We start from the raw sequence: 22,127 nt of genomic DNA, 5'->3' as shown, positions 1-22,127 counted from the left end.
CGCCCCGCCTCGGCCTCCCCGTCGTAGGGTGTCCACATGAAGCGACGTCTCCCCCTCGCCCTGGCACTCGCCGCCCTGATCATGATCCCACTGAGCGCCTGCTCGGCACTCTCCGGCACGAGCGGCGGATCCGATACGATGCGGGGCGAGCCGTCCGCGCGCTCCGAAGCCGATCCGGGGGTCTCCGGCGGTGAGGCCGGGGACATGGCGGCGCCCTCCGTCGACGACACCCCGGAGAGCCGGGCCGAGCGCTCGGTGATCCGCACCGGCGACCTCGCGCTCGAGGTGGACGACCCGGCCGACGCCGCGGAACGGGTCGCCGAGGTCGCGGAGCAGCAGGGCGGCAGCGTGCAGTCGTCGAACGTGTATCGCGCGAGCGGGGAGGTCGCTGCCGGCGCCGACGTCACCCTGCGGGTGCCCGAGGATCGCATCGACGAGACCTTCGACGCGCTCTCCGAGGTGGGCACGGTGCTGTCGCAGAGCCGCTCCGAGCTCGACGTCACGACCGAGCACGTAGACCTGCGCGCCCGCGTCGCGGCCCTCGAGAGCTCGGTGGAGCGCCTCACCGAGCTGATGGCGGGGGCGGCGACCACGAGCGAGCTGCTCGAGGCCGAGGCCGCGCTGTCGCAGCGCCAGCAGGATCTGGACGGGCTGCGCGCGCAGTTGAAGTCGCTCGAGGGACAGGTCTCCGAGGCCACGATCGACGTCTCTCTCCGGACCAGGTCCGCCCTGCCCGGCGGCGGCCCGTCGAACTTCTGGGAGGGGCTGCTCGCAGGCATCGGCTCGCTCGGCACCGCGGGTGCCGGAGCACTCGTGCTCGCCGGTATCCTGCTCCCCTGGCTGGCCGTCGCCGCCGTGCTCGCGGTCGCGGTGCTGCTCATCGTGCGGGCGGCGCACCGCCGCCGGAGCCGCAAGGCCGATACCGCACCCGCAGCGCCCGCAGCCGCAGCGCCCGCACCGGCCGCGCGGACGGCCTCAGGCCCGGACCAGCGAACGGATCATCCCCCGGCCTCCGCAGCGTCGAGCAGCGAGCCGTAGGCACCCGGGCCGCGACTTCGCCCCGGCGACGGATCGAACGCGATCGGGTGCGGGCATCATGACGAAGGTCACGAGCGGGGCGAGCACCGTCACTCGTCGGGCACGAGCACCGGAGTGTCGCGGTTCAGGCTCTCGCCGCGGAAGAACGGCTTCGCGTTCGGTCGCAGCCACCAGATGCCCATGAGCACGAAGCCCAGCAGGATCGCGCCGATCCCGATCACGAACGCGCCGCCGACCCCAAGCAGCACCGTCTCGCTGTAGTCGGTGCTCCACATGTCGATCGCCGACTGCACGAAGGCGTAGGTGAGCATCAGCCCGCCGAGACCGGGCAGGATCCCGCGCATCCAGAGGTTGCGTGCGCTGTCGCGTAGTGTGCCGCGGAAGTACCAGACGCACGCGAACGAGGTGATCGCGTAGTAGAGGGCGACCGCGAGGCCCATCGAGGTGAGCGAGTCGGCGAGCATGTCCTCGGAGAGGATCGACATGCCGACGTAGTAGATGATCGCGGCGGCGCCCATGAGCGTGGTCGAGAACCACGGCGTCTTGAACTTGGGGTGCAGCTCGGCGAACTTCGCGGGCAGCGCCCGATAGACCGCCATCGAGAGCGTGCCGCGGGCGGTGGGCAGGATCGTCGTCTGCGTCGACGATGCCGCCGAGAGCATCACGCCGAGGATCAGGAACCAGCCCCACGGGCCGAAGAGGGCACCGCCCAGCACCGAGAACACGTCGTCGAGGCTCTCCGGGTTGGTGAGGCCGTAGCCGGTGTCGCCGAAGCCCGCGAACATCATCACCGCAACCGAGATGCCGACGTAGAGCACGATGAGCACCACGATGCTCGAGAGCGCGGCGCGGCCAGGGGTCTTCCGGGGGTTCTTCGTCTCCTCGTTGAGCGCCAGACAGGTGTCCCAGCCCCAGTAGATGAAGAGCGCGAGCAGCACCGCCTCGATAAACCCCGAACAGGAGGTGAGCTCGGCCGGGTTGAACCACTGCCAGTCGAAGGCGATGGATCCCGGGTTGCTGCCGTCGAGCGCGTGCCACAGGGCGAGCACTCCGAAGAGCACCATCGCAACGATCTGGATGGTCATGAGCACCATCTGCAGTCGCTCGCCCATCTGCACGCCGATCGTGCTCACGAACGTCATGATCGCCATGAACACGACCGAGGTCGCGACCACGATCACCCGGTTGTCGGCGAACTCCTGGTTGCCGAGCAGCAGCCAGAAGTACTTGCCGGTGATCTCGCCCACGTTCGCCAGGACCATGATCGCCGAGACCGCGACCGCCCAGCCGCCGATCCAACCGACCACGGGGCCGAAGCCCTTCGTGCCCCACACGAAGGTCGTGCCGCAGTCGGGCATCTCGCGGTTGAGCTCCTGATAGGCGAAGGCCGCGAAGATCATCGGAACGCAGGCGATGATGAAGACGAGCGGAGCCTGGGCGCCGACGGCGAGGATCACGTACCCGAGCGTCGCCGCGAGCGAGTAGAGCGGCGCGGTCGACGCCAGCCCGATGACGGTCGATCCGACCACGCCGAGCGCGCCCTCGTTGAGCCCCTTTCCGACGTGTATGTGCCCGGTGTCGGTGGCGTTGTCCAGTGTGTGTTTCTCCATGCGCTCACTCTGCTTCATCGGATCCCGTCGTGGAATGATCGGGCTGGATCCGGCGGCCCCGTTGCGAACATCAGTCTATTACGCTGATTCCGCAGCTTTCAGACCCATGCACTATCGAGATCGATACCTCAACTTCGATTGAGCAACGCGAAAACGTCGGTGCCCGCGCTAGTGCTGGGCACCGAGGTGTGCCAGACTTGGCAGTGTCCGACACCCGACGAACGTCACTAAGGAGTGAGTCATCTATGGGCACCTTCGCCGTAATCAATCCGGCCACGGGCGAGACCGTCGCCGAGTACCCCGACGCGACGGCCGAAGAGATCGAGGCCGGCCTGGCTTCGGCTCAGAAGGCCTACAAGGAATGGGCTCGGAAGACCACGGTCGCCGAGCGAGCCGCGCTGGCGAAGCGCGCTGCCGAGCTCTTCGAGGAGCGTAAGGACGAGCTGGGCGCGATCATCAATCGCGAGATGGGCAAGCCGCTCGACCAGTCCGTCGGCGAGGCGGAGTTCTCCGGCGCCATCACCGCGGCATTCGCCGACAACGCCGAGAAGTGGCTGGCCGATGAGGAGCTCGAGGTCGAGGACGGCCTGAAGACCTTCCTCCGCTTCCAGGGCACCGGCGTGATCCTCGGCATCATGCCGTGGAACTACCCGTACTACCAGGTCGCCCGCTTCGCGGTGCCGAACCTGATCCTCGGCAACACCATCATCCTGAAGCACGCCGCGCAGTGCCCCGAGTCCGCTCTCGCGCTCGAGAAGCTCTTCCGCGACGCGGGCTTCCCCGAGGGCGCCTACGTGAACGTGTTCGCGACGCACGAGCAGATCGAGGGCATCATCGCCGACGACCGCATCCAGGGCGTCTCGCTGACCGGCTCGGAGCGCGCGGGCGCGATCGTCGCCGAGCAGGCCGGCCGCGCACTGAAGAAGTGCGTGCTCGAGCTGGGCGGCTCGGACGTGTTCCTGGTGCTCGACACCGACGATCTCGACCACGCGGTCGAGCACGCCGTGGGCGGTCGCATGGAGAACACCGGTCAGGCCTGCAACGGCTCCAAGCGCATCGTGGTCATGGACAAGTACTTCGACGAGTTCAAGGAGAAGTTCGTCGCGGCGATCGGCGGGCAGAGCTACGGCGACGACTTCGGCCCGCTGTCGTCGGCTCAGGCCACCAAGACCCTCACCACGCAGGTGCAGGGTGCGATCGACCAGGGTGCCGAGGTGCTCGTGGGAGACAACAACCCCGAGGGCAACCTCTACAAGCCGACCGTGCTGTCGGGCATCACGCCCTCGATGGACGTCTACAGCCAGGAGCTCTTCGGCCCGGTCGCGCAGCTCTACAAGGTGTCGAGCGACGAGGAGGCGATCGAGCTCGCCAACTCCTCGCCCTACGGCCTCGGTTCCGTCGTGATCTGCGACGATCTCGAGCGCGCGGAGCAGGTCGGCAACCAGCTCGACGTGGGCATGGTGTTCATCGGCGCCGCCGGCCTCGAGGGCGCTGACGTGCCCTTCGGCGGCGTGAAGAAGTCGGGCTACGGACGCGAGCTCGGCAAGGTCGGCATGCTCGAGTTCGCCAACAAGAAGCTCTTCCGCTTCGCGGCGAAGTAGGCTCGCGGCGACATCAGCTTCGCACAGACGGCGGCCCCGGGGATCTCACGGTCCCCGGGGCCGCTCGCGTTTGGGGAGATCCCCGAGCCTGCCGAAGGAACCGCCGTCCGAACTTCGGAGCTCGCCCGTTATTCGGATGGAATCGCGGGAAACCGTCCGAAGGAGGGGCGAGATCCGAAGTTGGGGGCGCGGCGGCGCCTCACCCGTGCGCGGCGATGCGAAAAGCCGCGGGCGGCAGCGCGTCGCCCATCGTCGCGTCGGCCAGCACCCGGCCGATGGCTGGCACGAACTTGAAGCCCTGGCCCGAGAAGCCCGCGCCCACGGTGAGCGCGCCGCTGCGGTCGAGCACGAAGCGCTCGCTCTCGGTCGACGTGTAGGTGCAGCTGATCTCCTGGGCGGAATCGGGATCGAGGCCGGGAAACCACTCCGACACGTGCTCGCGCAGTCGGCTGCGCGCCTCGTCGGTGGCGCGGAAGGGGCGTGCGTCGGGGTCGATCCGCTCCCCCGTCGCATGAAAACCGACCTTCACCCCCTCGCCCGGCGTGAGCATGCCGTAGACGTTGCCGCGGTTGCCCTGCGGGCCGGACGCGTGGAGGAAGTGGTTGAAGGACGGCCAGTCGGCGCCCTCGAAGCCGGGCTTGATCGCGAAGTGCGCAGGGTGCTCCTCGGTGACGGTGAGCCGCGGCAGCTCCACGAGGTCTCCCAGCAGAGACTCGGTCCAGGCCCCGGCCGCGACGACCGCGCCATCGGCCGAGAACTCGATCCGCTCGCCGTCGGCGGCCTCGGCGTGCACCACCACGCCCGGGGATCCGGGCTCGATCCCGAGCACCCGATGGCCGTAGAGCAGTTCGGCGCCCGCGCTCCGCGCGAGCGCATCGAGCGTCTCGAGGGTGGCGGCCGCGTCGATGCGCCCGGCCTCCCGGTTCACGAGCGCGTCCGTGTCGAAGCGCAGGCCGGGCCACCGCTCGCGGGCCGTCGCGGCGCTCACCATCTCGGCGGCTGCTCCGCGTGCGCGCAGCGCCTCGTACGCGCTCAGCACCTTGCGCTCGTCACCGTGGGTCACCAGGCCCCGCAGCGCCAGCAGTTCGCGCCCGGACCGCCGCTCGAGCTCGCGGTAGAGCCGCAGCGAGTCGTCGTAGAGGTCGAGATAGTGCGCCTCGGCGTAGGCGTTGTTCATGTTGCGCGTGGCTCCATGGGACGCACCGCGGGTATGCCCGGGCTCGAATCGCTCGAGCATCACGACCCGCACGCCGCGCTGCGCGAGCTGCCACGCGGTCGCCAAGCCCATCGCACCGCCGCCGACGACGATGCGCTCGAACGGCCGATCCTTCTCGGTCATGCAGCTCCGTTCAGTGCCCGCGTGCGATCCACTCGTCGAGGTGCGGCTTCTCGGCCCCGATCGTGGTGCTGTCGCCGTGGCCGGTGTACACCGCGGTCTCCTCGGGGAGCGTGAGCAGCTCGCGGCGGATCGAATCGATGATCGTCGGGAAGTCGCTGTACGAACGACCGGTCGCACCCGGTCCGCCCTGGAACAGTGTGTCGCCGGTGAAGACGGCGCCGAGCGTCGGCGAGACGAAGCAGGTGGAGCCGGGCGAGTGGCCCGGCGTGTAACGAGCGTACAGCCGCTCCCCGGCCACCTTGAACGTGTCGCCGTTCAGGATCTCGCGGTCGGGTGCGTCGTCGTAGACCGCGTCCCAGAGCATCCGGTCCGCGGGGTTCAGACACAGCGGCGCACCCAGCAGATCCGCCGCCTCCCGCGCAGCACGGATGTGGTCGTCGTGCCCGTGGGTGAGCAGGATCACGTGCACCCGGCGATCCCCCACCGCGGCGGCGACCGCGGCGGCATCGTGCGCCGGATCGATCACGATCGCCTCGGCGTCGTCGCCCACGATCCACACGTTGTTGTCGACATCCCAGGTGCCGCCGTCGAGCGAGAAGGTGCCGCTCGTGACCAGGCGCTCGATCCGGGCGCCCGCAGCCCCGGTCGCGACGGTCTCGACCCTGCTCACAGCACGACCACCGAGCGCAGCACGTTGCCTGCGGCCATCTTGCCGAACGCCTCCTCGACGTCGCCGAGCCCGATGCGCTCCGTGACGAAGCCCTCGAGGTCGAGGCGCCCCAGCTTGTACTGGTCGATGAGCATCTGGAAGTCGCGGCTCGGCAGGCAGTCGCCGTACCACGACGACTTCAGCGATCCGCCCCGCCCGAACACGTCGAGCAGCGGCAGTTCGAGGGTCATCTCGGGCGTCGGCACCCCCACGAGCACCACGCGGCCCGCGAGATCGCGGGCGTAGAACGCCTGACGGTACGTCTCGGGGCGGCCTACCGCGTCGATCACCACGTCGGCTCCGAACCCGCCCGTGAGGTTCTGGATCGCCTCGACCGGGTCGGTCGTCCGCGAGTTCACGGTGTGCGTCGCACCGAAGCGCTTCGCCTGCTCGAGCTTCGCGTCGTCGATGTCGACCGCGACGATCGTCGTCGCCCCCGCGAGCTGCGCGCCGGCGATCGCCGCAGTGCCGACGCCGCCGCAGCCGATCACCGCGACCGACTCGCCGCGCTTGATCTCACCGGTGTTGATGGCCGCGCCGATCCCGGCCATGATGCCGCAGCCCAGCAATCCGACCGCCGCCGCGTCGGACTCCTCGTCGATCTTCGTGCACTGGCCGGCGGCCACGAGCGTCTTCTCGGCGAACGAGCCGATCCCGAGCGCCGCCGACAGCTCCGTGCCGTCCTCGAGCGTCATCTTCTGCGCCGCGTTGTGCGTCGCGAAGCAGTACTGCGGCTGCCCCTTCGCGCACGCGCGGCACTGTCCGCACACGGCCCGCCAGTTCAGGATCACCCGATCCCCCACCGCGACCTCGGTCACGCCCTCGCCGACCACCGCGACCCGCGCCGTCGACTCGTGCCCGAGCAGGTACGGGAACTCGTCGCCGATACCGCCCTGCTGGTAGTGGTAGTCGGTGTGGCACACGCCGCAGGTGAGCACGTCGACCACGACCTCGCCCGGCCCCGGCTCGGGGACGATGATCGTCTCGATCGTCGCAGGAGCGTTCTTCTCGCGCACCACGACGCCTTGAACCCGGTAGACCATGTGCATTCCCTTCGTGGACTTCGATGTACTCCCTTCGAGCCTATCCGTCTACTGCTCGAGCAGCAGCGACTCGAAGTACGTGCCGAGCTGCTCGGGGGCGTCGAGGGGCAGGATCGCCGAGACGTACTGGTCGGGGCGCACCACGACCACGGCGCCGTCGCGGTCGACCTCGCGCTGGTCGAAGATGTCATCGCCGGGCTTCGCGGCGTAGATCTTCTCGTAGTCGACCAGCTGGAACGGACCCGAGAGCGGACGGAAGAGCTCGTCGAGCGCCATGATGTCGACGTCGTGGTGCTCCTGCTGCATGATCGCCTTCACGTCGAAGATCGCGTCGATGTCGGCGCCCTCGGGCGTGAACCGCTTGATGGGCGACTCGTCGGCGGTGCGCAGCCACTCGGCCCAGCGCGCGAGCCGCTCGCCCGAGGCGTCGGCGAACGCGTAGACGCGGAACCGCCCGTCCGAGCGGTGGTGGTGGCCGATGTGGATGTCGACGGCGTCGGCGACGCGAGTGGTCATGACCGACTTGAATCGCTTGCCGATCGGGAAGCCGGCGGCGAGCGCCTGGTGCTCCTTGCCCCCCGTCAGCATCGACTGCTCGTACTCGGTCATGAAGCCGGCGGGGAACTCGGCAGTCTGCACGTAGAAGTCGCGCAGCTGCGACGGCGAGTCGAACTCCTCGGGCTTCTTCGCCATCAGCGTCGACCACTCGAGGTCGAAGTCGATGAGGTTCTTCGCGGCGACCTGCCGCTCGTCGGAGTAGGTCTTCAGCAGCGAGTCGGGGCTGCGGCCCTCGAGCACGTAGCCGAGCTTCCAGCCGAGGTTCCAGCCGTCCTGCATCGAGACGTTCATGCCCTGGCCCGCCTTGGCGCTGTGCGTGTGGCAGGCGTCGCCCATCAGGAACACGCGCCCCTTGCCGTCGGGCGAGGTCGCGGCGTCGTCGAAGCGGTCGGTGAGGCGGTGAGCGACCTCGTAGACGCTGTGCCAGGGCACGTCGCGCACCTCGAGGGTGTAGGGGTGCAGGATCGCGTTCGCCTGCGCGATGACGTCTTCGAGCGGGGTGTTGCGCACCTTGCCGCCGTCGTTCTCGTCGGTCTCGCCGAGATCGACGTAGATGCGGCAGAGGTGGTTGCCCTCGCGCGGGATGTGCAGGATCGAGCCGGCCTCGGAGTTGATGATGCACTTCTTGCGGATGTCGGGGAAGTCGGTGCGCGGCAGCACGTCCATGACCCCCCAGGCGTGCAGCGAGGCGCTGCCCTGCAGGGATCCGCCGATGGAGCGGCGCACGTTCGACCGCGCGCCGTCGGCGCCGATCACGTACTTCGCGCGCACGGTGAACTCTTCGCCGGTCGAGATCTTGGAGTCGACGGTGTTGATGCCGGCCCCGCTGTAGCCGGAGACCCGGCGCAGCGTCACCTCGACGGGGTACTCGCCCTCGCCGACCTCGAGCCCGACGAACTCGTAGCCGTAGTCGACGTCTCCGCGAGCGGGGGCGCGGCGGGCGTACTCGGCGAAGTAGTCGATGACGCGGGCCTGGTTGACGATGAGGTGGGGGAACTCGCTGATGCCCTGCGGATCGTCGGGGGTGAAGCCCGTGCGCACGATGTTCTCGGGGTTCTCGGGATCGGGGTTCCAGAAGGCCGTCTCGGTGATGCGGTAGGCCTCCTTGATGATCTCCTCGGCGAATCCGAAGGCCTGGAAGGTCTCGACGCTGCGCGCCTGGATGCCGTCGGCCTGTCCGAGGACGAGACGGCCGTCGCGGCGCTCGATCGTGCGGGTGACGACATTGGGGAACTGGGCGAGCTGCGCCGCCGCCGTGATGCCGGCGGGGCCGGATCCCACGATCAGCACGTCGATCTCGGCCGGGAGCTCCTCGGGTCGGTCGAGGCCGACCCCTGCTGCCGGCTGGACACGGGGATCGGTCGAGACGTATCCGTGGTGGTGGAACTGCACTGTTTCTCCTCACTGAGCGGGCCATGCTCACGATGTTCGATATTTGAACATCAAGTTTGAATATCGCACAGTAAGAATAAACCGCGGCGCGCGATCGCACAACACCGCGCGCAAACAATTCCTACGGAAGAATATGCCCCATGGAAAATTCGCCCGCGAAGGGACCTGCGGCTGCGGGCTCGCAGACCCTTTCCCGAGGACTTCAGGCGCTCGAGCTGCTGGCCGAGGCCGAGACGCCCCTCACGATCAACGAGCTCGCCGAGGGCCTGGGGATCCACCGCTCCAACGCGTACCGCATCCTCCGCACCCTCGAACAGCGCCGCTTCGTCGCCCGAGACGACGCGGGCCGCATCCGCCTCGGCCCGAAGCTCACCGTGCTCTCGCACGGCGTGGCCCCCGCGCTCCACACCGCTGCGATGCCCGTGGTGACCGAGCTCGCCTACGAACTCGGCATGACCGCGTTCCTCACCTTGCTCGACGCCGACGAGGTCGTGACCCTCGTGACGGTCGAACCCTCCAACGTCGCCGCGACGATCTCCCGCAACCCCGGCGTGCGCCACCCCGTGCATCTCGGCGCCCCGGGGCACGCGATCGAGTCGTCGCTCACGGCAGCCGAGCGCGAGGCCCGCCTCGGCTCCCCCGTCTTCAGCGAGGCCGCGGAACGGGCGAAGCGAGACGGCTACGCCGCGAGCAACGACGAGGTGATCGACGGCGTCACCGGTCTCGCCGTGCCGCTCCGCCTGGTGGGCGAGCCCCCGGCCGCGGTCGCGATCGTGCACTTCCGCATGCCCGAACCGCTCGACGCCGCGGTCGCGGCGCTGCAGAACGCGGCCGCACGGATCGCGCAGAGCTACCGCTGAGCCGTTTTCCGCAAGGAGGTGCTCGGTCTCGGCGCGTCGCACTGCTCGCCTCCGAGCCTCACTGCTGCACCGAAGCTCACTCGTCGACCCGCAGAAGACTCGTCGCCTCCTCGAACGCATGCACGATCGCATCGATGTCACGCTCGGTGTTCGTGGGGCTCACGACGACGTAGCCTCCGAGGTTGCCGACGAGTACACCCCGGTTGAGCAGCGAGATGAACAGGTAGTCTCGCAGGCCGGGAACAGGATCGGGAGCCCGAGCGTCTTCGCCGTCTCGCACGGGCTCCTCCCGGAACGAGAGACCGATGATCGCCCCGAGGGTGCTCACCCGCCAGGGCAGTTCCAGGCGCGCCAGCACCTGCGATAAACGCACCGAGAGCTCCTGAGCGAGCTGGTTCATGCGGTCGTAGACATCAGGGGTCATGACCTCGGTGAGGTATCGGCGGGCCGCCCGAAGCGTGAGCGGTCCGGCCGTGACCGTCGCACCGTACCCCGACAGCGACCAGGGGCCTCCCGGGAAAGCTTCGAGCACCCGCGCTGCGGCGTCCGCGTGCGACTGCCGCATGCCGACCGCACCGATCGGAAGCCCGGCCGCGAGTGATTTGCCGAGGGTGATGAAGTCGGGATCCAGACCGAACTCGTACCCGGCGCCTCGGTACCCCGCCGCCCCCGACTGGGTCTCGTCGACGATGAGCAGAGTGCCGTGCTCGCGGGTGAGCGAGCCGAGCGCGGCGACGAACTCGGGATCCGGCAGAGCGACGCCGCCGCCGTTCGTCAGCGCGGGTTCCATGATGACCGCTGCGACCTGCCGGTCCGCGAGCGCTCGCGCGAGTCCTTCCGGGTCGTTGAAACGCAGCACTCGCACCGAGTCACCGGCGCCCGGAGCGCTGCCGGGAGCCGTGGCGTGCAGTTCCTCGAGCGAGCCGTGGTAGGCGCCGCCGAAAGCGATGATGAACGGGCGATCCGTGATCGCGCGGGCAAGACGGATCGCGGCCCGATTCGCCTCGGTCGCCGACAGGGCGAGCTCCCAGACCGGCAGCGCGTAGCGCTCCGCGAGCAGCGCTCCGACCGGGCCGGCGTCCTCCGTCGTCCAGCCGGTCACGACGCCCGGGCCCGGCACCTGCTCGGTCATGATCTCCCGCAGCAGCGATCCATGATGCCCGCCCATCGCGGCTGTGCCGGAGAGACCGAAGTCATGATACGCGTTCCCGTCGACATCGACGAGATGCGCGCCGTCGGCCTGCACTACCGCGATGGGGAACGGCACGGCGTACGCGCGGATCCAGTGGAACGGCACGCCGCCGAGCAGATGCCGCGCTTCCCGGTGGACCCGCTCACTGCCCGGGTGGTTGCGTCGGAAGAGCTCGCGCTCCCGCTCGAGCAATTCGACGACCCGCCCGGCAGCGGGTTGTCCCGTCCCCGTCCGGCTGGTCATCGGGAGGCCCCGGCATTCCCGACGCCGACCGAGCGCAGCGCCGCGGTCGCGTCGCGGTCCAGAACCCCGTCGTCGGTGACGGCCACTCCGTACACCTCGGCGGCCCGCTCGCGCGAGACCAGCGCATCGAGCACGTCGCGCAGCACCGCCTCGGGGTCGCGGTCGAACGGTGCACCGTAGCCGCCGCCCCCGCAGGCGCGGGAGATGATCGTCTCCCCGGGTTTGAGCAGCACGTCGCCGTCTGCCGGGAGTTCCAGCTCCACTCCGTCGGCTCCGCGCAGCCCGGCGGAGGATCGTCCTCCGTCGCCGCCGCCGCGCACACCCTTCGCCGGGTTGAGGTAGCCGCCCGCACTGTAGATGACACGCAGTTCGCCGCCGACGGGCGTGTACTCGACGAGGTTGCCGGGCGCGCCTCGGTACTCGCCGGCGCCTTCGCTGTCGGTGAGCACTCGCTGCGTCTCGATCCGGAACGGAAAACGCATCTCGGCCATCTCGACCCCCTCGCGTCGCACGACGCCCGCGGCTCCGACGTGGCCGAGGCAGAGGAAGCCGTCCTGGTTCGGCGCGGCACCGCCCCCCGAGGAGGCGAAGAACACCTGGTTGATGAACGGGTCGCCCGTCCTCGGGTCTACCCCCGAGATCACGGCGTCGGCCGGAGGCATGACGTACCCGGCCTCGGCCATGCCGATGCCGTCCCCGAGAGCCGCGAGCCCCGCTTGCACGGCGTTCGCGAGCCGCTCCGCGACCCCGGTCGTCGCGAGCGAGCACGAGACGGGATGCCGCGGGACTCCGACGACGCAGTTCTCGCGCAGCAGCACTTCCACGCGCCGGAAGCTGCCGGCGTTGATCGGCACATCGGAGGAGACCGAGTTGAACACTCCGATCATCGCCGCGGTGCGGGAGGTGGCCTCGGTGAGGTTGAGACCCGATGGCACGCAGTCGGGGTTGTCGCGCAGGTCGATGCTCACTCGAGCGGCCACGGGATCGACGTGCACGGTCGCCGAGATCGGAATGCCCTCGGGGGCGGCGGGTGTCGGGTCGAAGACGCTCGTCTGCGTCACGGAGCCCGCCGGCAGGTCCCGGAGGGACGCCACCATCCGGCGTTCAGAATAATCGAACCACTCCGTCACGTAGGCTTCGAGCGCGTCCCACCCGAGCTCCTCGCCGAGCGCCAGCAGCTGCTGCTCCCCCACCCGGGCGGAGCCGAGGAGCGCGAGGTAGTCGCCCCACCACTGCTCGGGCACGCGCAGGCGCATGCGGCACATGCGCACGATGTCATCGATGTGCTCGTAGTCGCGCTGCACCTGCACGCCCGGGAAGATCAGCGCCCCCTCGTTGTACACGTCGAGGGCGCTGGAGACGTAGGTCGTCGGAACGCTGTTGCCGCAGTCGGCCTGATGCGCCTTCGCGAACACCGTGAAGCGGTGCACTCCGTCGCGGTCGACGACGGGCACCAGCATCGTGTAGTCCGCTGCGTGCGAATTGCCGTGATACGGGCTGTTATGCAGGAAGGCATCACCGGCGGCGAAGTCGTCATGGAACTCGCGCAGCGATTTCGCCATGAGGTCGGGGCCGCTCATCACGTGGATCGGCAGGCTCTCGACCGAGGTGAGGAGTTCATCGTTCCCCGTCACGATGCCGCATGAGAAATCGTTCGCGGTGTTGATGACGCCGGATCGGCCGGTGCGATAGAGCGTGTTCACCATACGACGCACGATCGCGTCGAAACGGCTCGTCAGCACCGCGAGCGCGATCCCGCGCGCTTCGCCCCCGAGCCGGGTGTTGTCGTGGGTACTCATGCGTTGATCCCCTCCAGATTGATCCGCAGGCTGCCGTCCTCGGTGCGCCAGGCACTCGCTCCCGCATCGACGACCACCGTGTTCATGTCGAGTTCGATCAGGGCCGGCCCCTCGATCCGCTCCCCCGGTCTCATCGCGGCCAGTGAGCGCACGGGCGCATCGACGCGGCCCGTGCGTCGGAAGTAGGCGCTCCGAGACGGTAGCGCCTCACCGTCGACGGGCTGCAGCATGCGCACCAGCCTCTGATCGTGGATGCGGGCGCTGGCGCGCAGCTTCCAGGTGATGATCTCGATCGGCGAGCGCTCGTCCTGCACGGCGAAGGTACGCAGATGCAGCGCGTGGAAACCATCGACGATCCGCTCCAGGTCCTCGGCGGTGAGCCGAGGTTCGTCGCCCGAGACCGTGATCGGCAGTTCCAGATCCCAGATCTGATTCGGGTACCGGGCTTCGATGATGTACTCGAGGCGCTCGCCGATACGATCCGCGCCCGGCCCGTCGAGGAACCCCTGGGCCTGGGCCCGCAGCTCTCGCAGCACCTCCGTCGCGCGTTCGAGGTCGAGCGAAGCCGAGGACCCCGGCCACGGCACCTCGAATTCGTCGCTGAGATCGCTGCCGAGGGCGCCGAACGCGCTCATCACGCTCGCCGCGTTCGGCAGCAGGACCTCGGAGACCCCGAGCCTCGACGCGATCGAGACCGCGTTGAGCCCGCCGGCACCACCCCCTGCGACGAGCACGGCGTCTCCGGTGTCGATGCCCTGGCTGAGCGTGATCTCCTCGACTCCCTCGACCATGCGCTCGGTCGCGAGGCGGTGGATCGCCTCGGCGGCGACATCGACGGACACTCCCAGCGGTTCGGCGATCTTCTCCCGGATCGCCTCGGCTGCGCGGGGAACATCGAGTTCCATCGCTCCCCCGAGGAAGGTCTCGGGATCGAGATAGCCGAGCACGAGGCAGGCGTCCGAGAGCGTCGGCTCCGTGCCACCCGCCCCGTAGGCGACGGGACCCGGCTGCGCGCCGGCGCTGTGCGGCCCCACTCTGAGCACCCCGCCGGAGTCGACCCAGGCGATCGATCCGCCCCCGGCCCCGACGCTTCGGATATCGACCGAGTTGAAGCCGGTGAGATCGCTGATGTATTTGCGGCCCAGCCACGTCTCCCGAGTGGTCGGAACGCGTCCGTCGACGATGACGCTCACATCGTAGGTCGTGCCGCCGGTGTCCGTGACGATGAGGCAGCGGTCGGAGAGGTCCTCGAGCGCCGCGAAGAAGGCTCCGGCGTTGGGAGCCATCGACGGCCCGGATTTGATGCTGAGGATCGGGGACTTCGCGATCACGTGCGCATCCTGGAACCCGCCCGCCGAGGTGACCACGAGCAGCCGACCGGCGAAGCCGCGCTCTCCGAGCGCGTCCCGGAGCGCGTCCAAGTAACGCGTCATGAGCGGTTTCAGAGAGGCGTCTATGACGGTCGAAGCCGCTCGCCTGTACTCGCGCAGCGTGGGATTCAACCGACTCGAGAGCGTGATCGGGATATCTCCGAGTTCCTCGACGAGGATCTCCTCGACGCGACGCTCATGTGCGTCGTTGATCGGAGACCAGAGCAGGCAGATGCCGACCGCTTCGACCCGGTCTTCGCGCAGCTGGGACGCGATTCGGCGCACGGCCGTCTCGTCGAGCGGAGTCACGATCTCGCCGCTCGCGCCGATGCGCTCGGGCACCTCGAACGTGAGACTGCGGGGAATGAACGCCCGACGCCCCGGCTGCGAGTAATCGAAGAGGTCGGTGCGGCCGCCCTCGCCGTAGAGCAGGATATCCGGATGGCCGGCCGTGGTGAGATACGCCGTTCGAGCGAGCGCGTCTCCCGTCGTCACCGCGTTGAGGGCGCGCGTGGTGCCGTGTATGAGCATCTCGGTGCGCTCGAGCAGTTCGGTGAGCTCGAGCCCGAGTCCCTGCGCGGCCCGCATGAGCGAGGCGAGGATCCCCACGGTGGGATCGTCGGGCGTCGTGCGGGCCTTGAACGGTCGCAACTGCCCGGACCCGTCGTCGAGCACGAGATCGGTGAAGGTGCCGCCGGTATCGATGGCGATGCGATAGCTGCGTGTCACGCTGCATCAGCCCCTTTCAGAGCAGTCGAGGAGGTGGGACACAGCGGTCTCGTACGCGGTGAGCAGCCGGACGACGTCTTCGTCCGTGGTCTGCGGCGCGGCGAGAATGCCGTTGGTGAAGGGCCCGAGCAGGATCCCCTGCTCGACGAGCGAGAGATGGAGGTAGTCGGAGATGACCGGATCGACGGTCGGTCGGTACTGCGCTGCCGAGACCGGCATCCTCTCCGAGAAGACCACCCAGACACGGAGCCCCGCGCGGCTGACCGACCAGGGCGCACCGAGCCGCGAGAAGATCTCCCGCATGCCCAGCTCGATCTTCGAGGCGGCTGCGATCGAGCGAGCGTACGCTTCCTCGGTCGACGCGGTCTGCAGCACCGCGTGCACGGCTGCGACGGCGAGAGCATTCCCCGCGAGGGTACCTCCGAACCCGGCGTGGTTGGCGTGCGCCCCTCCCGAGAGCACGTACGCCTGCATCCCCGCTGCGACATTCTCCGTCATGCCCCAGAGACCGACCGGGACGCCGCCCCCGAAGCTCTTGCCGAGCGTGAGGACATCGGGTTCGAGGCCCCATTCGCCGGTCATGCCCCGGAGGCCCGCCACGATCGTCTGGGTCTCGTCGAGGATGAGCAGCGTGCCGTGCTCCCGCGTGAGTCGACGCAGTTCGTCGTGGAATCCCGGTTCGGGAAGCATGAGCGCGCCGTTGCTCAGCGCGGGCTCGGTGAGCACCGCGGCGATGTCATCGCGCGCGAGCTCAGCACGCAGCGCCTCGACGTCGTTGAAGGGGATGATCACCGTCGTGCGTTCGAAGTCGGTGCCGAGGTCGTGCACCCCGGGCAGCGGTCTGGTCTCTCCGCGGGCGTCGAGCACCACGTGCAGCTCGTCGATCGCCCCATGGTATTTGCCGTCGAAGACGAGCACGCGGCTGCGTCCCGTCATGGCGCGGGCGATACGGATCGCGGCACGGTTCGCGTCGGTGGCCGATAGCGCGAACTGCCACTTGGGCAGGCCGAACCGGCGGCTGAGCTCCGCCGCTACCTCACCGGCCTCCTCCGTGGGGAGCATCGCCTGCGCTCCGGAGCGCAAGCGATGCGCGACGCGCTCGGCGACCTGGGGCAGACCGTGACCGAACAGGGCGGCGCTGTCGCCCAGGCAGAAGTCGAGATACTCGTTGCCGTCGATATCGACCACCCTGTTGCCGTCGGCGGACCGCAGGTAGATCGGGAAGGGCACGGGCCACTGCGAGAACCAGTGCATGGCAGTGCCATAGGGCAGATGCTCCCGCTGCTCGATCGAGGCCCGCTGCGAAGCCGGTCTCCTCTCGATGAACCGCTCGCGCAGCGCATCGGTGCGTTCCTCGGCCCGCTGCCGAGCCTCCGCGGTGTTCCAGGTGTGCACGGGTCACTCCGTTCCGGCTGCGCGGTCGATGCCGCTGTCGAGCGTGGGCGTGTACGCGACGAGATCTTTGACGTACTGGCTTTTCGGATGCCGAAGCACACCGCCGGTCCGGCCCGATTCTTCGATCCGCCCCGATTTCAGTACGAGCACGCGGTCGGCGATATCCGACACGAGCGCGATGTTGTGGGTCACGAAGAGGTAGGAGAGGCCGGTCTGGTCGCGCAGCCCCATGAGGAGCTCCATGATCCGCTGCTGCACGACGACGTCCAGCGCGGAGGTGATCTCGTCGCAGATGATGAGCTGCGGGTCGGTGACGAGCGCACGCGCGATGGCGACGCGCTGGCGTTCGCCGCCCGAGAGCGTCGCGGGCAGCAGATCCCCCTTCGCCGGATCCAGCTCCACCATCCGCAGCGCGTCGAGCGCTGCGCTCCGATGCTGTGCGGCCCGGTCCCGGTGCACCGTCTTCCGCGCGAACACGATGCTGTCGAGCACGGACGCGCGCGGGTTGAGTGCGGAGTGGGGGCTCTGGAAGATGTATTGCAGTTGCCGTCGCTCGTCGCGGCTGCGGCGCGCGGCCTTCCGGGCAAGCTGCTTGCCGCGCCAGCGGGCCTCTCCCTCGTGTTCGTGGTGCAGGCCGATGAGACTGCGAGAGAGAGTCGTCTTGCCCGATCCCGATTCTCCGACCACCGCGACGCACTCGCCGGCCGAGACCTCGAGATCGACGCCCCGGAGCACCGGGTGCCTCCGATACGAGGCGTTGAGTCCCTTCACCTCGAGCAGCGGTTCCGACCGCGGCTCGGCGGCGAGCGCGTCGGCGTCTCCGACGTCGATACGCATGCTCGGGACCGAGGCGAGCAGTTGACGCGTGTAGGGGTGCTGCGGGTCGGCGAGCACCGATGAGGCGGCCCCCTGCTCGACAATCGCCCCATCGCGCATCACCGCCAGGTCATCCGCGAGGTCGGGGAGCACGGCCAGATCATGGGTCACGTACAGGCCGGCGATCGAATACCGAGAGCAGAGCGAGCGTACGAGCTCGAGAATGCGGTGCTGCGTGATGACGTCGAGCCCCGTCGTCGGCTCGTCCCACACCACCACTCGCGGGCGCGGCGCGATCGCGATCGCGATGCCGACCCGCTGCAACTGGCCGCCCGAGAGCTGGTGCGGGAAGCGGTTCTGGAACTCCGCGTCGGCGGGAAGCCCGACCGCGTCGAGGGCCTCGGCGACACGGGCGCGCCTTCCAGCCGCATCCAGTTCAGGCGCCCCCGCCTCGACGCACTCGAGCAGTTGCGCCCCGATCCGCAGTGCCGGGTTGAACGCGGCACGGGGATCCTGAGGCACATAGCTCGCACCCGCGCCCCGCAGCGCGAGCAATCCGGCCTGGTCGAGGGACCTGACATCCCGGCCGGCGACAGATACGCGACCCTGGGTGATCTCGGCGCCCGGTCGCACATACCCGAGCACGGCCATCGAGACCGTGGTCTTGCCCGATCCCGACTCGCCGACGAGACCCAGGATGCGGCCCGGCTCGATCGCCAGACTCACCGAGTCCACGATCACCCGCCCGCCGGTCACCTCGACGGCGAGGCCGTCGATCTCAACCGCGTACTCGCTCGTCGTCTCCGCCGGAGCAGCCGTGGCACTCATGCACCCTCCTTCATCGCGACCCGCCTCGAGAATGCCTCGGCGAGCAGATTCGTACCGAGCGCATACACCGCGATGAGCGCCACCGGGGCGAGCACGGCCACGGGCTGGATGGTGAGGCCGGTACGGTTCTCATTCACCATCAGGCCCCAATCCGCGGCGGGAGGAGCGATCCCCTGACCGATCATGCTCAGGCTCGCCATCGCGACGATCGACCACACGATTCGGATCCCGAACTCGACCATGATCGTCGACATGATGTTCGGCGCGATCTGCACGGACAGGATCCGCACCCAGGAGGCCCCGAGCGCCTGGGCCTGCTCGACGAACTCTCGACCCGCCACCTCGACGGTCGCGCCGCGCACCACGCGCGCGACCTGGGGTATGTGCGAGATGCCGATGAGCAGCGTGAGCAGCCAGAGGGACCGCCCCAGGCCGGAGACGAAGAGCAGCACGAAGACGATCGTCGGCAGGGAGAGCACGACGTCGGAGAGGCGCATCAGCACCTCGTCGAACACGCCGCGGCGGAATCCGGCGATCATGCCCACGATCGCACCGAAGACGACACCGATCGCCGCGGCCGACAGCGAGGTCCAGACGACACTCGCACCTCCGTGCAGCAGCCGGCTCAGCACGTCCTGCCCCATGAAATCGGTGCCCAGGAGCGAGCCTCCGCCAGGAGGGGCGAACGGGGCGCCGGCGGACTCGTCGATCCCGTACGGAGCGACGAACGGCCCGAAGAGCGCGATCGCGAGCACGCACGCCACGAGGACCGTCCCGGTGAGCGCGAGCGGATCGCGGAGGTAGGCCCGGCGACGGCGCGCAGGGGCGAGTTGCACGAATTCGGTGCGCGGCGCGGTCATTGTGCGGTCCTCAGCTTCGGAGTGAATAGAACGGTGAGCACGTCTGCGAGCAGGTTGAACACGATGTACCCCGCGGCCAGGATCACGACGACGAACTGGACGACGGGCAGATCCCGCTGCAGCACGGCATCATTGAGTGCCATTCCGACACCCGGATACTGAAACAGGTACTCCACCACGATCGTGCCGCCGAGCAGGAACGCGATCGTGAGGGCGGCCGCCTGAATCGCGGGCGCCACGCCGTTGCGGATCGCATGGTTCCAGACCACCCGCGATTCGCGGATGCCCCGCAAGCGGGCCATCTGGATGTACTCGGTGTCGAGCACATCGATCATCGACGCGCGCATCTGCCGCCCCGTGTACGGGAGCACGACGATCACCAGAGTGAGCACCGGGAGCACGAGCACGATCGGATCGGCGAGCGGGTTGCCCGAGCCGCTGATCGAGACCGCAGGGAACAGGTGGAAGAGTCCCGTGGAGAAGAGCACGATGAGCAGGATGCCGATGACGAACTCGGGGAGCCCCGCGATCACGATCGAGGCCGTGTTCACCACCCAGTCCGAGAAGCTCCGGGGTCGCAGCGCGGCCGAGACGCCGAGCACCATCGCCAGGGGGATGCCGATCACCGCGACGAAGCCCACGAGCACAAGGGTGTTGGCGAGACGCGGCAGCACGTATTCGAGCACCGGCACACCCGACACGAGGGATACACCCGGATCTCCGGTGAGCAGCCCGCCGAGCCAATCGAAGAACTGCACGACCAGGGGCCTGTCGAGCCCCATCGATTCCCGCAGAGCCGCCACGGCGTCATCCGTGGCCAGACGCCCGAGCACCACGCGGGCGACATCGCCGGGCAGGATCGAGGTTGCGAAGAACACCACGACGGCGACCAGCAGCAGCGTGCCGAGCCCCGCCAGCAGCCGGAACAGGATCCAGCGGTACCTCCTCAGCGGCGCCGAGGAACCGCCGGTGGGAGCAGCCTCGGTCACGCCGACACGCTCACCCGGTTGAGTCCGCGCCAGGCGCTCATGCCGTTGAGATCCTCGGTCGCCCAGCCGCTCGTCTTATCGGAGACGCCCATGAGGGTGTTGCGGAACACCGGGATGATGTTTCCGCCGTCCTCGAAGAGGATCTTCTGCATGGCCTGCAGATGCGGTTCGCGCTCCTCGGCCGTCATCGCAGCGGAGGCTTTCTCGAACAGCGCGTCGTATTCCGGGTTCGAATAGTGCGTGCCGTTGTTCATCGAGCTCGCGGTATCCGTCTGCGCGGCCATCGTGATCTGGCTCAGGGCTCCGTAACTGTCGACGCCGAAGTCCCAGTCCATGTAGCTGCCGAAGTAGGTGGCCTCGTCCTTCTCCTCGAAGGCGATGTCGAGGCCGATCTCCTTCGCGTTCGCGACGATGATCTGAGCGGCCTCGGCGAATCCGGGCCAGGTCGCCAGCACCGCCTTGGTACCCTGAGCGCCCGCCTCCTCGATGAGCTTCTGCGCTCCCGCGATGTCGCGCTTCCGCACGAGCGACTCGTCGTAGGCGGCATCGAAGCGCCCGTAGAGGTCGGAGCCGATGATCCCCTGCCCGCCGTAGGCGACCTGCAGGATGCGTTCGCGGTCGAGGCACATGCGCAGCGCTTCACGCACCCGCCGATCCTGGAACGGTCCCTGGTCGGTGCGCACCCGGAAGAGCTGGAACTGGCCCGATTCGAGGCTGACGATGCCGGTGCCCTGGCCGTTCTTGATCCGTTCGACCTGGTTGCCCGGCAGTCCGGTGATGGCGTCCACCTGCCCGGATACTAGCGCGTTCACGCGCGCGTCATTGTCGATGAGCACCTGCAGCACGAGTTCATCCGCCTTGGCGACCTCGCCGTGATAATTCTCGAAACGCTTCCACACCGACTGCTTGCCCGGTTCGTGCGAGACGAATTCCCAGGGACCGGTGGATACCGGCTTCTCGACATCGAAATCGGTGGGCACGATGCCTTGGATGCTGCCGTCGCCGAGCGCCAGGTCGAGCCAGCCGTGCGGCTTCGACATGGTGAACCGGACCGTGCGCTCATCCATCTTCGTCATCTCAGCGATGGGGGCGAGCAAGCCCGCGGCGAGCGCCCCCGTCGCCGGATCGAGAATGCGGTTGTAACTGAAGATGACGTCCTCTGCGGTGACGGTCTTGCCGTGATGGAACTCGATCCCCTCGCGGATACGGAGAGTCCATTCGGTGCCGTCGGCGTTCGGCGTGATCTCCTCGGCGAGCACGTTCTCGAGCTGGAACTTGCCGTTGAGCTGGGTGACATTCTCATACATCGAGACCGCCACGAAGTTGTGCAGCTCGTCGTTGGCGGTGTGAGGGTCGAAGACGGTCGCGATGGTGCCCCCGTTGATCCCGAGCCGCAGTCGGCCGCCGCTCCCTCCGGCCGGAGCTCCGCCGCCCGATGCGGCCGTATCCGTCGCGCAACCGGCGAGCCCGGAAGCCGTCGCGACCGCGCCCGCGGCACCGGCGAACATCAGCAGGTTCCTGCGGGTGAGCTGGACGCGCGAGAATGCGCTCCCGTTCCGATTCGTTGACGCGTTCATGGGGGCTCCTCCTCGAGTCATGAGATCCGACGTCGAGTGAAACCGCATCGGACTGTGTACGAAGCTATCGGCGCGCATCGAGCCGTACTTGTCGATACACGAACAACACCGTGCATTTGGCGAAGCGCTCCGAACGCCATGCTCGGAGCCGCCGAGCCGCGGAACGCCGTCGGTATCCT

16 protein-coding genes are annotated in these 22,127 nt (G+C 68.6%); 3 read left to right on the top strand and 13 right to left on the bottom strand.

Annotated features, from left to right (window positions below; translation table 11 throughout):
• Window positions 1-36: 36 nt before the first annotated feature.
• Window positions 37-1,038: a DUF4349 domain-containing protein gene (locus KVY00_RS14380; RefSeq protein ID WP_223043552.1), complete on the top strand. Its 1,002-nt coding sequence runs from the start codon at window positions 37-39 to the stop codon at window positions 1,036-1,038.
• Window positions 1,039-1,127: 89 nt separating this feature from the next.
• Here KVY00_RS14380 and KVY00_RS14375 read toward each other — a convergent pair whose 3' ends face one another.
• Window positions 1,128-2,648 (bottom strand): APC family permease, encoded by a 1,521-nt coding sequence (locus KVY00_RS14375; RefSeq protein ID WP_223043551.1) that lies wholly within the window; start codon window positions 2,646-2,648, stop codon window positions 1,128-1,130.
• Between the two features lie 245 nt (window positions 2,649-2,893).
• On the opposite strand from KVY00_RS14375, the gene KVY00_RS14370 reads away from it, so the two are divergent.
• On the top strand, window positions 2,894-4,249 hold the full coding sequence (locus tag KVY00_RS14370) for an NAD-dependent succinate-semialdehyde dehydrogenase (protein ID WP_223043550.1): 1,356 nt from the start codon (window positions 2,894-2,896) through the stop codon (window positions 4,247-4,249).
• A 199-nt stretch (window positions 4,250-4,448) separates the two neighbouring features.
• Here the strand turns inward: KVY00_RS14370 and KVY00_RS14365 are convergent, their stop codons facing one another.
• Genes KVY00_RS14365 through KVY00_RS14350 form a run of 4 tightly spaced genes read right to left on the bottom strand, consistent with a single transcriptional unit; the run spans window position 4,449 to window position 9,290 of the window.
• Window positions 4,449-5,588 (bottom strand): FAD-dependent oxidoreductase, encoded by a 1,140-nt coding sequence (locus KVY00_RS14365; protein ID WP_223043549.1) that lies wholly within the window; start codon window positions 5,586-5,588, stop codon window positions 4,449-4,451.
• A gap of 10 nt (window positions 5,589-5,598) precedes the next feature.
• On the bottom strand, window positions 5,599-6,258 hold the full coding sequence (locus KVY00_RS14360; RefSeq protein ID WP_223043548.1) for an MBL fold metallo-hydrolase: 660 nt from the start codon (window positions 6,256-6,258) through the stop codon (window positions 5,599-5,601).
• On the bottom strand, window positions 6,255-7,340 hold the full coding sequence (locus KVY00_RS14355; RefSeq protein ID WP_223043547.1) for an S-(hydroxymethyl)mycothiol dehydrogenase: 1,086 nt from the start codon (window positions 7,338-7,340) through the stop codon (window positions 6,255-6,257). The genes KVY00_RS14360 and KVY00_RS14355 overlap by 4 nt, the downstream gene beginning before the upstream one ends.
• A gap of 48 nt (window positions 7,341-7,388) precedes the next feature.
• Window positions 7,389-9,290: an FAD-dependent monooxygenase gene (locus KVY00_RS14350; protein WP_223043546.1), complete on the bottom strand. Its 1,902-nt coding sequence runs from the start codon at window positions 9,288-9,290 to the stop codon at window positions 7,389-7,391.
• Between the two features lie 140 nt (window positions 9,291-9,430).
• Here KVY00_RS14350 and KVY00_RS14345 point away from each other — a divergent pair, with 140 nt between their 5' ends.
• On the top strand, window positions 9,431-10,150 hold the full coding sequence (locus KVY00_RS14345; protein WP_223043545.1) for an IclR family transcriptional regulator: 720 nt from the start codon (window positions 9,431-9,433) through the stop codon (window positions 10,148-10,150).
• Window positions 10,151-10,226: 76 nt separating this feature from the next.
• Here KVY00_RS14345 and KVY00_RS14340 read toward each other — a convergent pair whose 3' ends face one another.
• From KVY00_RS14340 to KVY00_RS14305, 8 genes are read right to left on the bottom strand one after another with little or no spacing between them, the layout of a single operon-like run.
• Window positions 10,227-11,585 carry an aminotransferase class III-fold pyridoxal phosphate-dependent enzyme gene (locus KVY00_RS14340; protein ID WP_223043544.1) on the bottom strand — a complete coding sequence of 453 codons (1,359 nt, stop codon included), beginning with the start codon at window positions 11,583-11,585 and terminating at the stop codon, window positions 10,227-10,229.
• Complete coding sequence (locus KVY00_RS14335) at window positions 11,582-13,384, bottom strand: hydantoinase B/oxoprolinase family protein (protein ID WP_223043543.1); 1,803 nt, start codon at window positions 13,382-13,384, stop codon at window positions 11,582-11,584. Before KVY00_RS14335 ends, KVY00_RS14340 begins: the two co-directional genes overlap by 4 nt.
• A complete protein-coding gene (locus KVY00_RS14330) occupies window positions 13,381-15,483 on the bottom strand; it encodes a hydantoinase/oxoprolinase family protein (protein WP_223043542.1) in 2,103 nt (700 codons plus the stop codon). The genes KVY00_RS14335 and KVY00_RS14330 overlap by 4 nt, the downstream gene beginning before the upstream one ends.
• A gap of 6 nt (window positions 15,484-15,489) precedes the next feature.
• Window positions 15,490-16,878 (bottom strand): transaminase, encoded by a 1,389-nt coding sequence (locus KVY00_RS14325; RefSeq protein ID WP_223043541.1) that lies wholly within the window; start codon window positions 16,876-16,878, stop codon window positions 15,490-15,492.
• 3 nt (window positions 16,879-16,881) lie between these two features.
• The gene (locus tag KVY00_RS14320; protein ID WP_223043540.1) at window positions 16,882-18,522 is read right to left on the bottom strand and encodes an ABC transporter ATP-binding protein; all 1,641 of its coding nucleotides are present in this window, start codon (window positions 18,520-18,522) and stop codon (window positions 16,882-16,884) included.
• Window positions 18,519-19,382: an ABC transporter permease gene (locus tag KVY00_RS14315; protein ID WP_223043539.1), complete on the bottom strand. Its 864-nt coding sequence runs from the start codon at window positions 19,380-19,382 to the stop codon at window positions 18,519-18,521. Before KVY00_RS14315 ends, KVY00_RS14320 begins: the two co-directional genes overlap by 4 nt.
• On the bottom strand, window positions 19,379-20,371 hold the full coding sequence (locus KVY00_RS14310; protein WP_223043538.1) for an ABC transporter permease: 993 nt from the start codon (window positions 20,369-20,371) through the stop codon (window positions 19,379-19,381). The genes KVY00_RS14315 and KVY00_RS14310 overlap by 4 nt, the downstream gene beginning before the upstream one ends.
• A complete protein-coding gene (locus KVY00_RS14305) occupies window positions 20,368-21,948 on the bottom strand; it encodes an ABC transporter substrate-binding protein (protein ID WP_223043537.1) in 1,581 nt (526 codons plus the stop codon). The genes KVY00_RS14310 and KVY00_RS14305 overlap by 4 nt, the downstream gene beginning before the upstream one ends.
• Between the last annotated feature and the right edge of the window lie 179 nt (window positions 21,949-22,127).

The organism is Leucobacter tenebrionis, from assembly GCF_019884725.1.
Lineage (GTDB): Bacteria > Actinomycetota > Actinomycetes > Actinomycetales > Microbacteriaceae > Leucobacter > Leucobacter tenebrionis.
The sequence above is the reverse complement of the archived record's forward strand: the minus strand, read 5'-3'. Positions and strand labels throughout refer to the sequence as shown.

Excerpts from the sequence above, each read along its gene's own strand:
- KVY00_RS14380 (WP_223043552.1), top strand. The coding sequence starts at position 37 with ATGAAGCGACGTCTCCCCCTCGCCCTGGCACTCGCCGCCCTGATCATG.
- KVY00_RS14375 (WP_223043551.1), bottom strand. The coding sequence starts at position 2,648 with ATGGAGAAACACACACTGGACAACGCCACCGACACCGGGCACATACAC.
- KVY00_RS14320 (WP_223043540.1), bottom strand. The coding sequence starts at position 18,522 with ATGAGTGCCACGGCTGCTCCGGCGGAGACGACGAGCGAGTACGCGGTT.
- KVY00_RS14365 (WP_223043549.1), bottom strand. The coding sequence starts at position 5,588 with ATGACCGAGAAGGATCGGCCGTTCGAGCGCATCGTCGTCGGCGGCGGT.
- KVY00_RS14335 (WP_223043543.1), bottom strand. The coding sequence starts at position 13,384 with ATGAGTACCCACGACAACACCCGGCTCGGGGGCGAAGCGCGCGGGATC.
- KVY00_RS14315 (WP_223043539.1), bottom strand. The coding sequence starts at position 19,382 with ATGACCGCGCCGCGCACCGAATTCGTGCAACTCGCCCCTGCGCGCCGT.
- KVY00_RS14305 (WP_223043537.1), bottom strand. The coding sequence starts at position 21,948 with ATGAACGCGTCAACGAATCGGAACGGGAGCGCATTCTCGCGCGTCCAG.
- KVY00_RS14345 (WP_223043545.1), top strand. The coding sequence starts at position 9,431 with ATGGAAAATTCGCCCGCGAAGGGACCTGCGGCTGCGGGCTCGCAGACC.
- KVY00_RS14355 (WP_223043547.1), bottom strand. The coding sequence starts at position 7,340 with ATGGTCTACCGGGTTCAAGGCGTCGTGGTGCGCGAGAAGAACGCTCCT.
- KVY00_RS14370 (WP_223043550.1), top strand. The coding sequence starts at position 2,894 with ATGGGCACCTTCGCCGTAATCAATCCGGCCACGGGCGAGACCGTCGCC.
- KVY00_RS14340 (WP_223043544.1), bottom strand. The coding sequence starts at position 11,585 with ATGACCAGCCGGACGGGGACGGGACAACCCGCTGCCGGGCGGGTCGTC.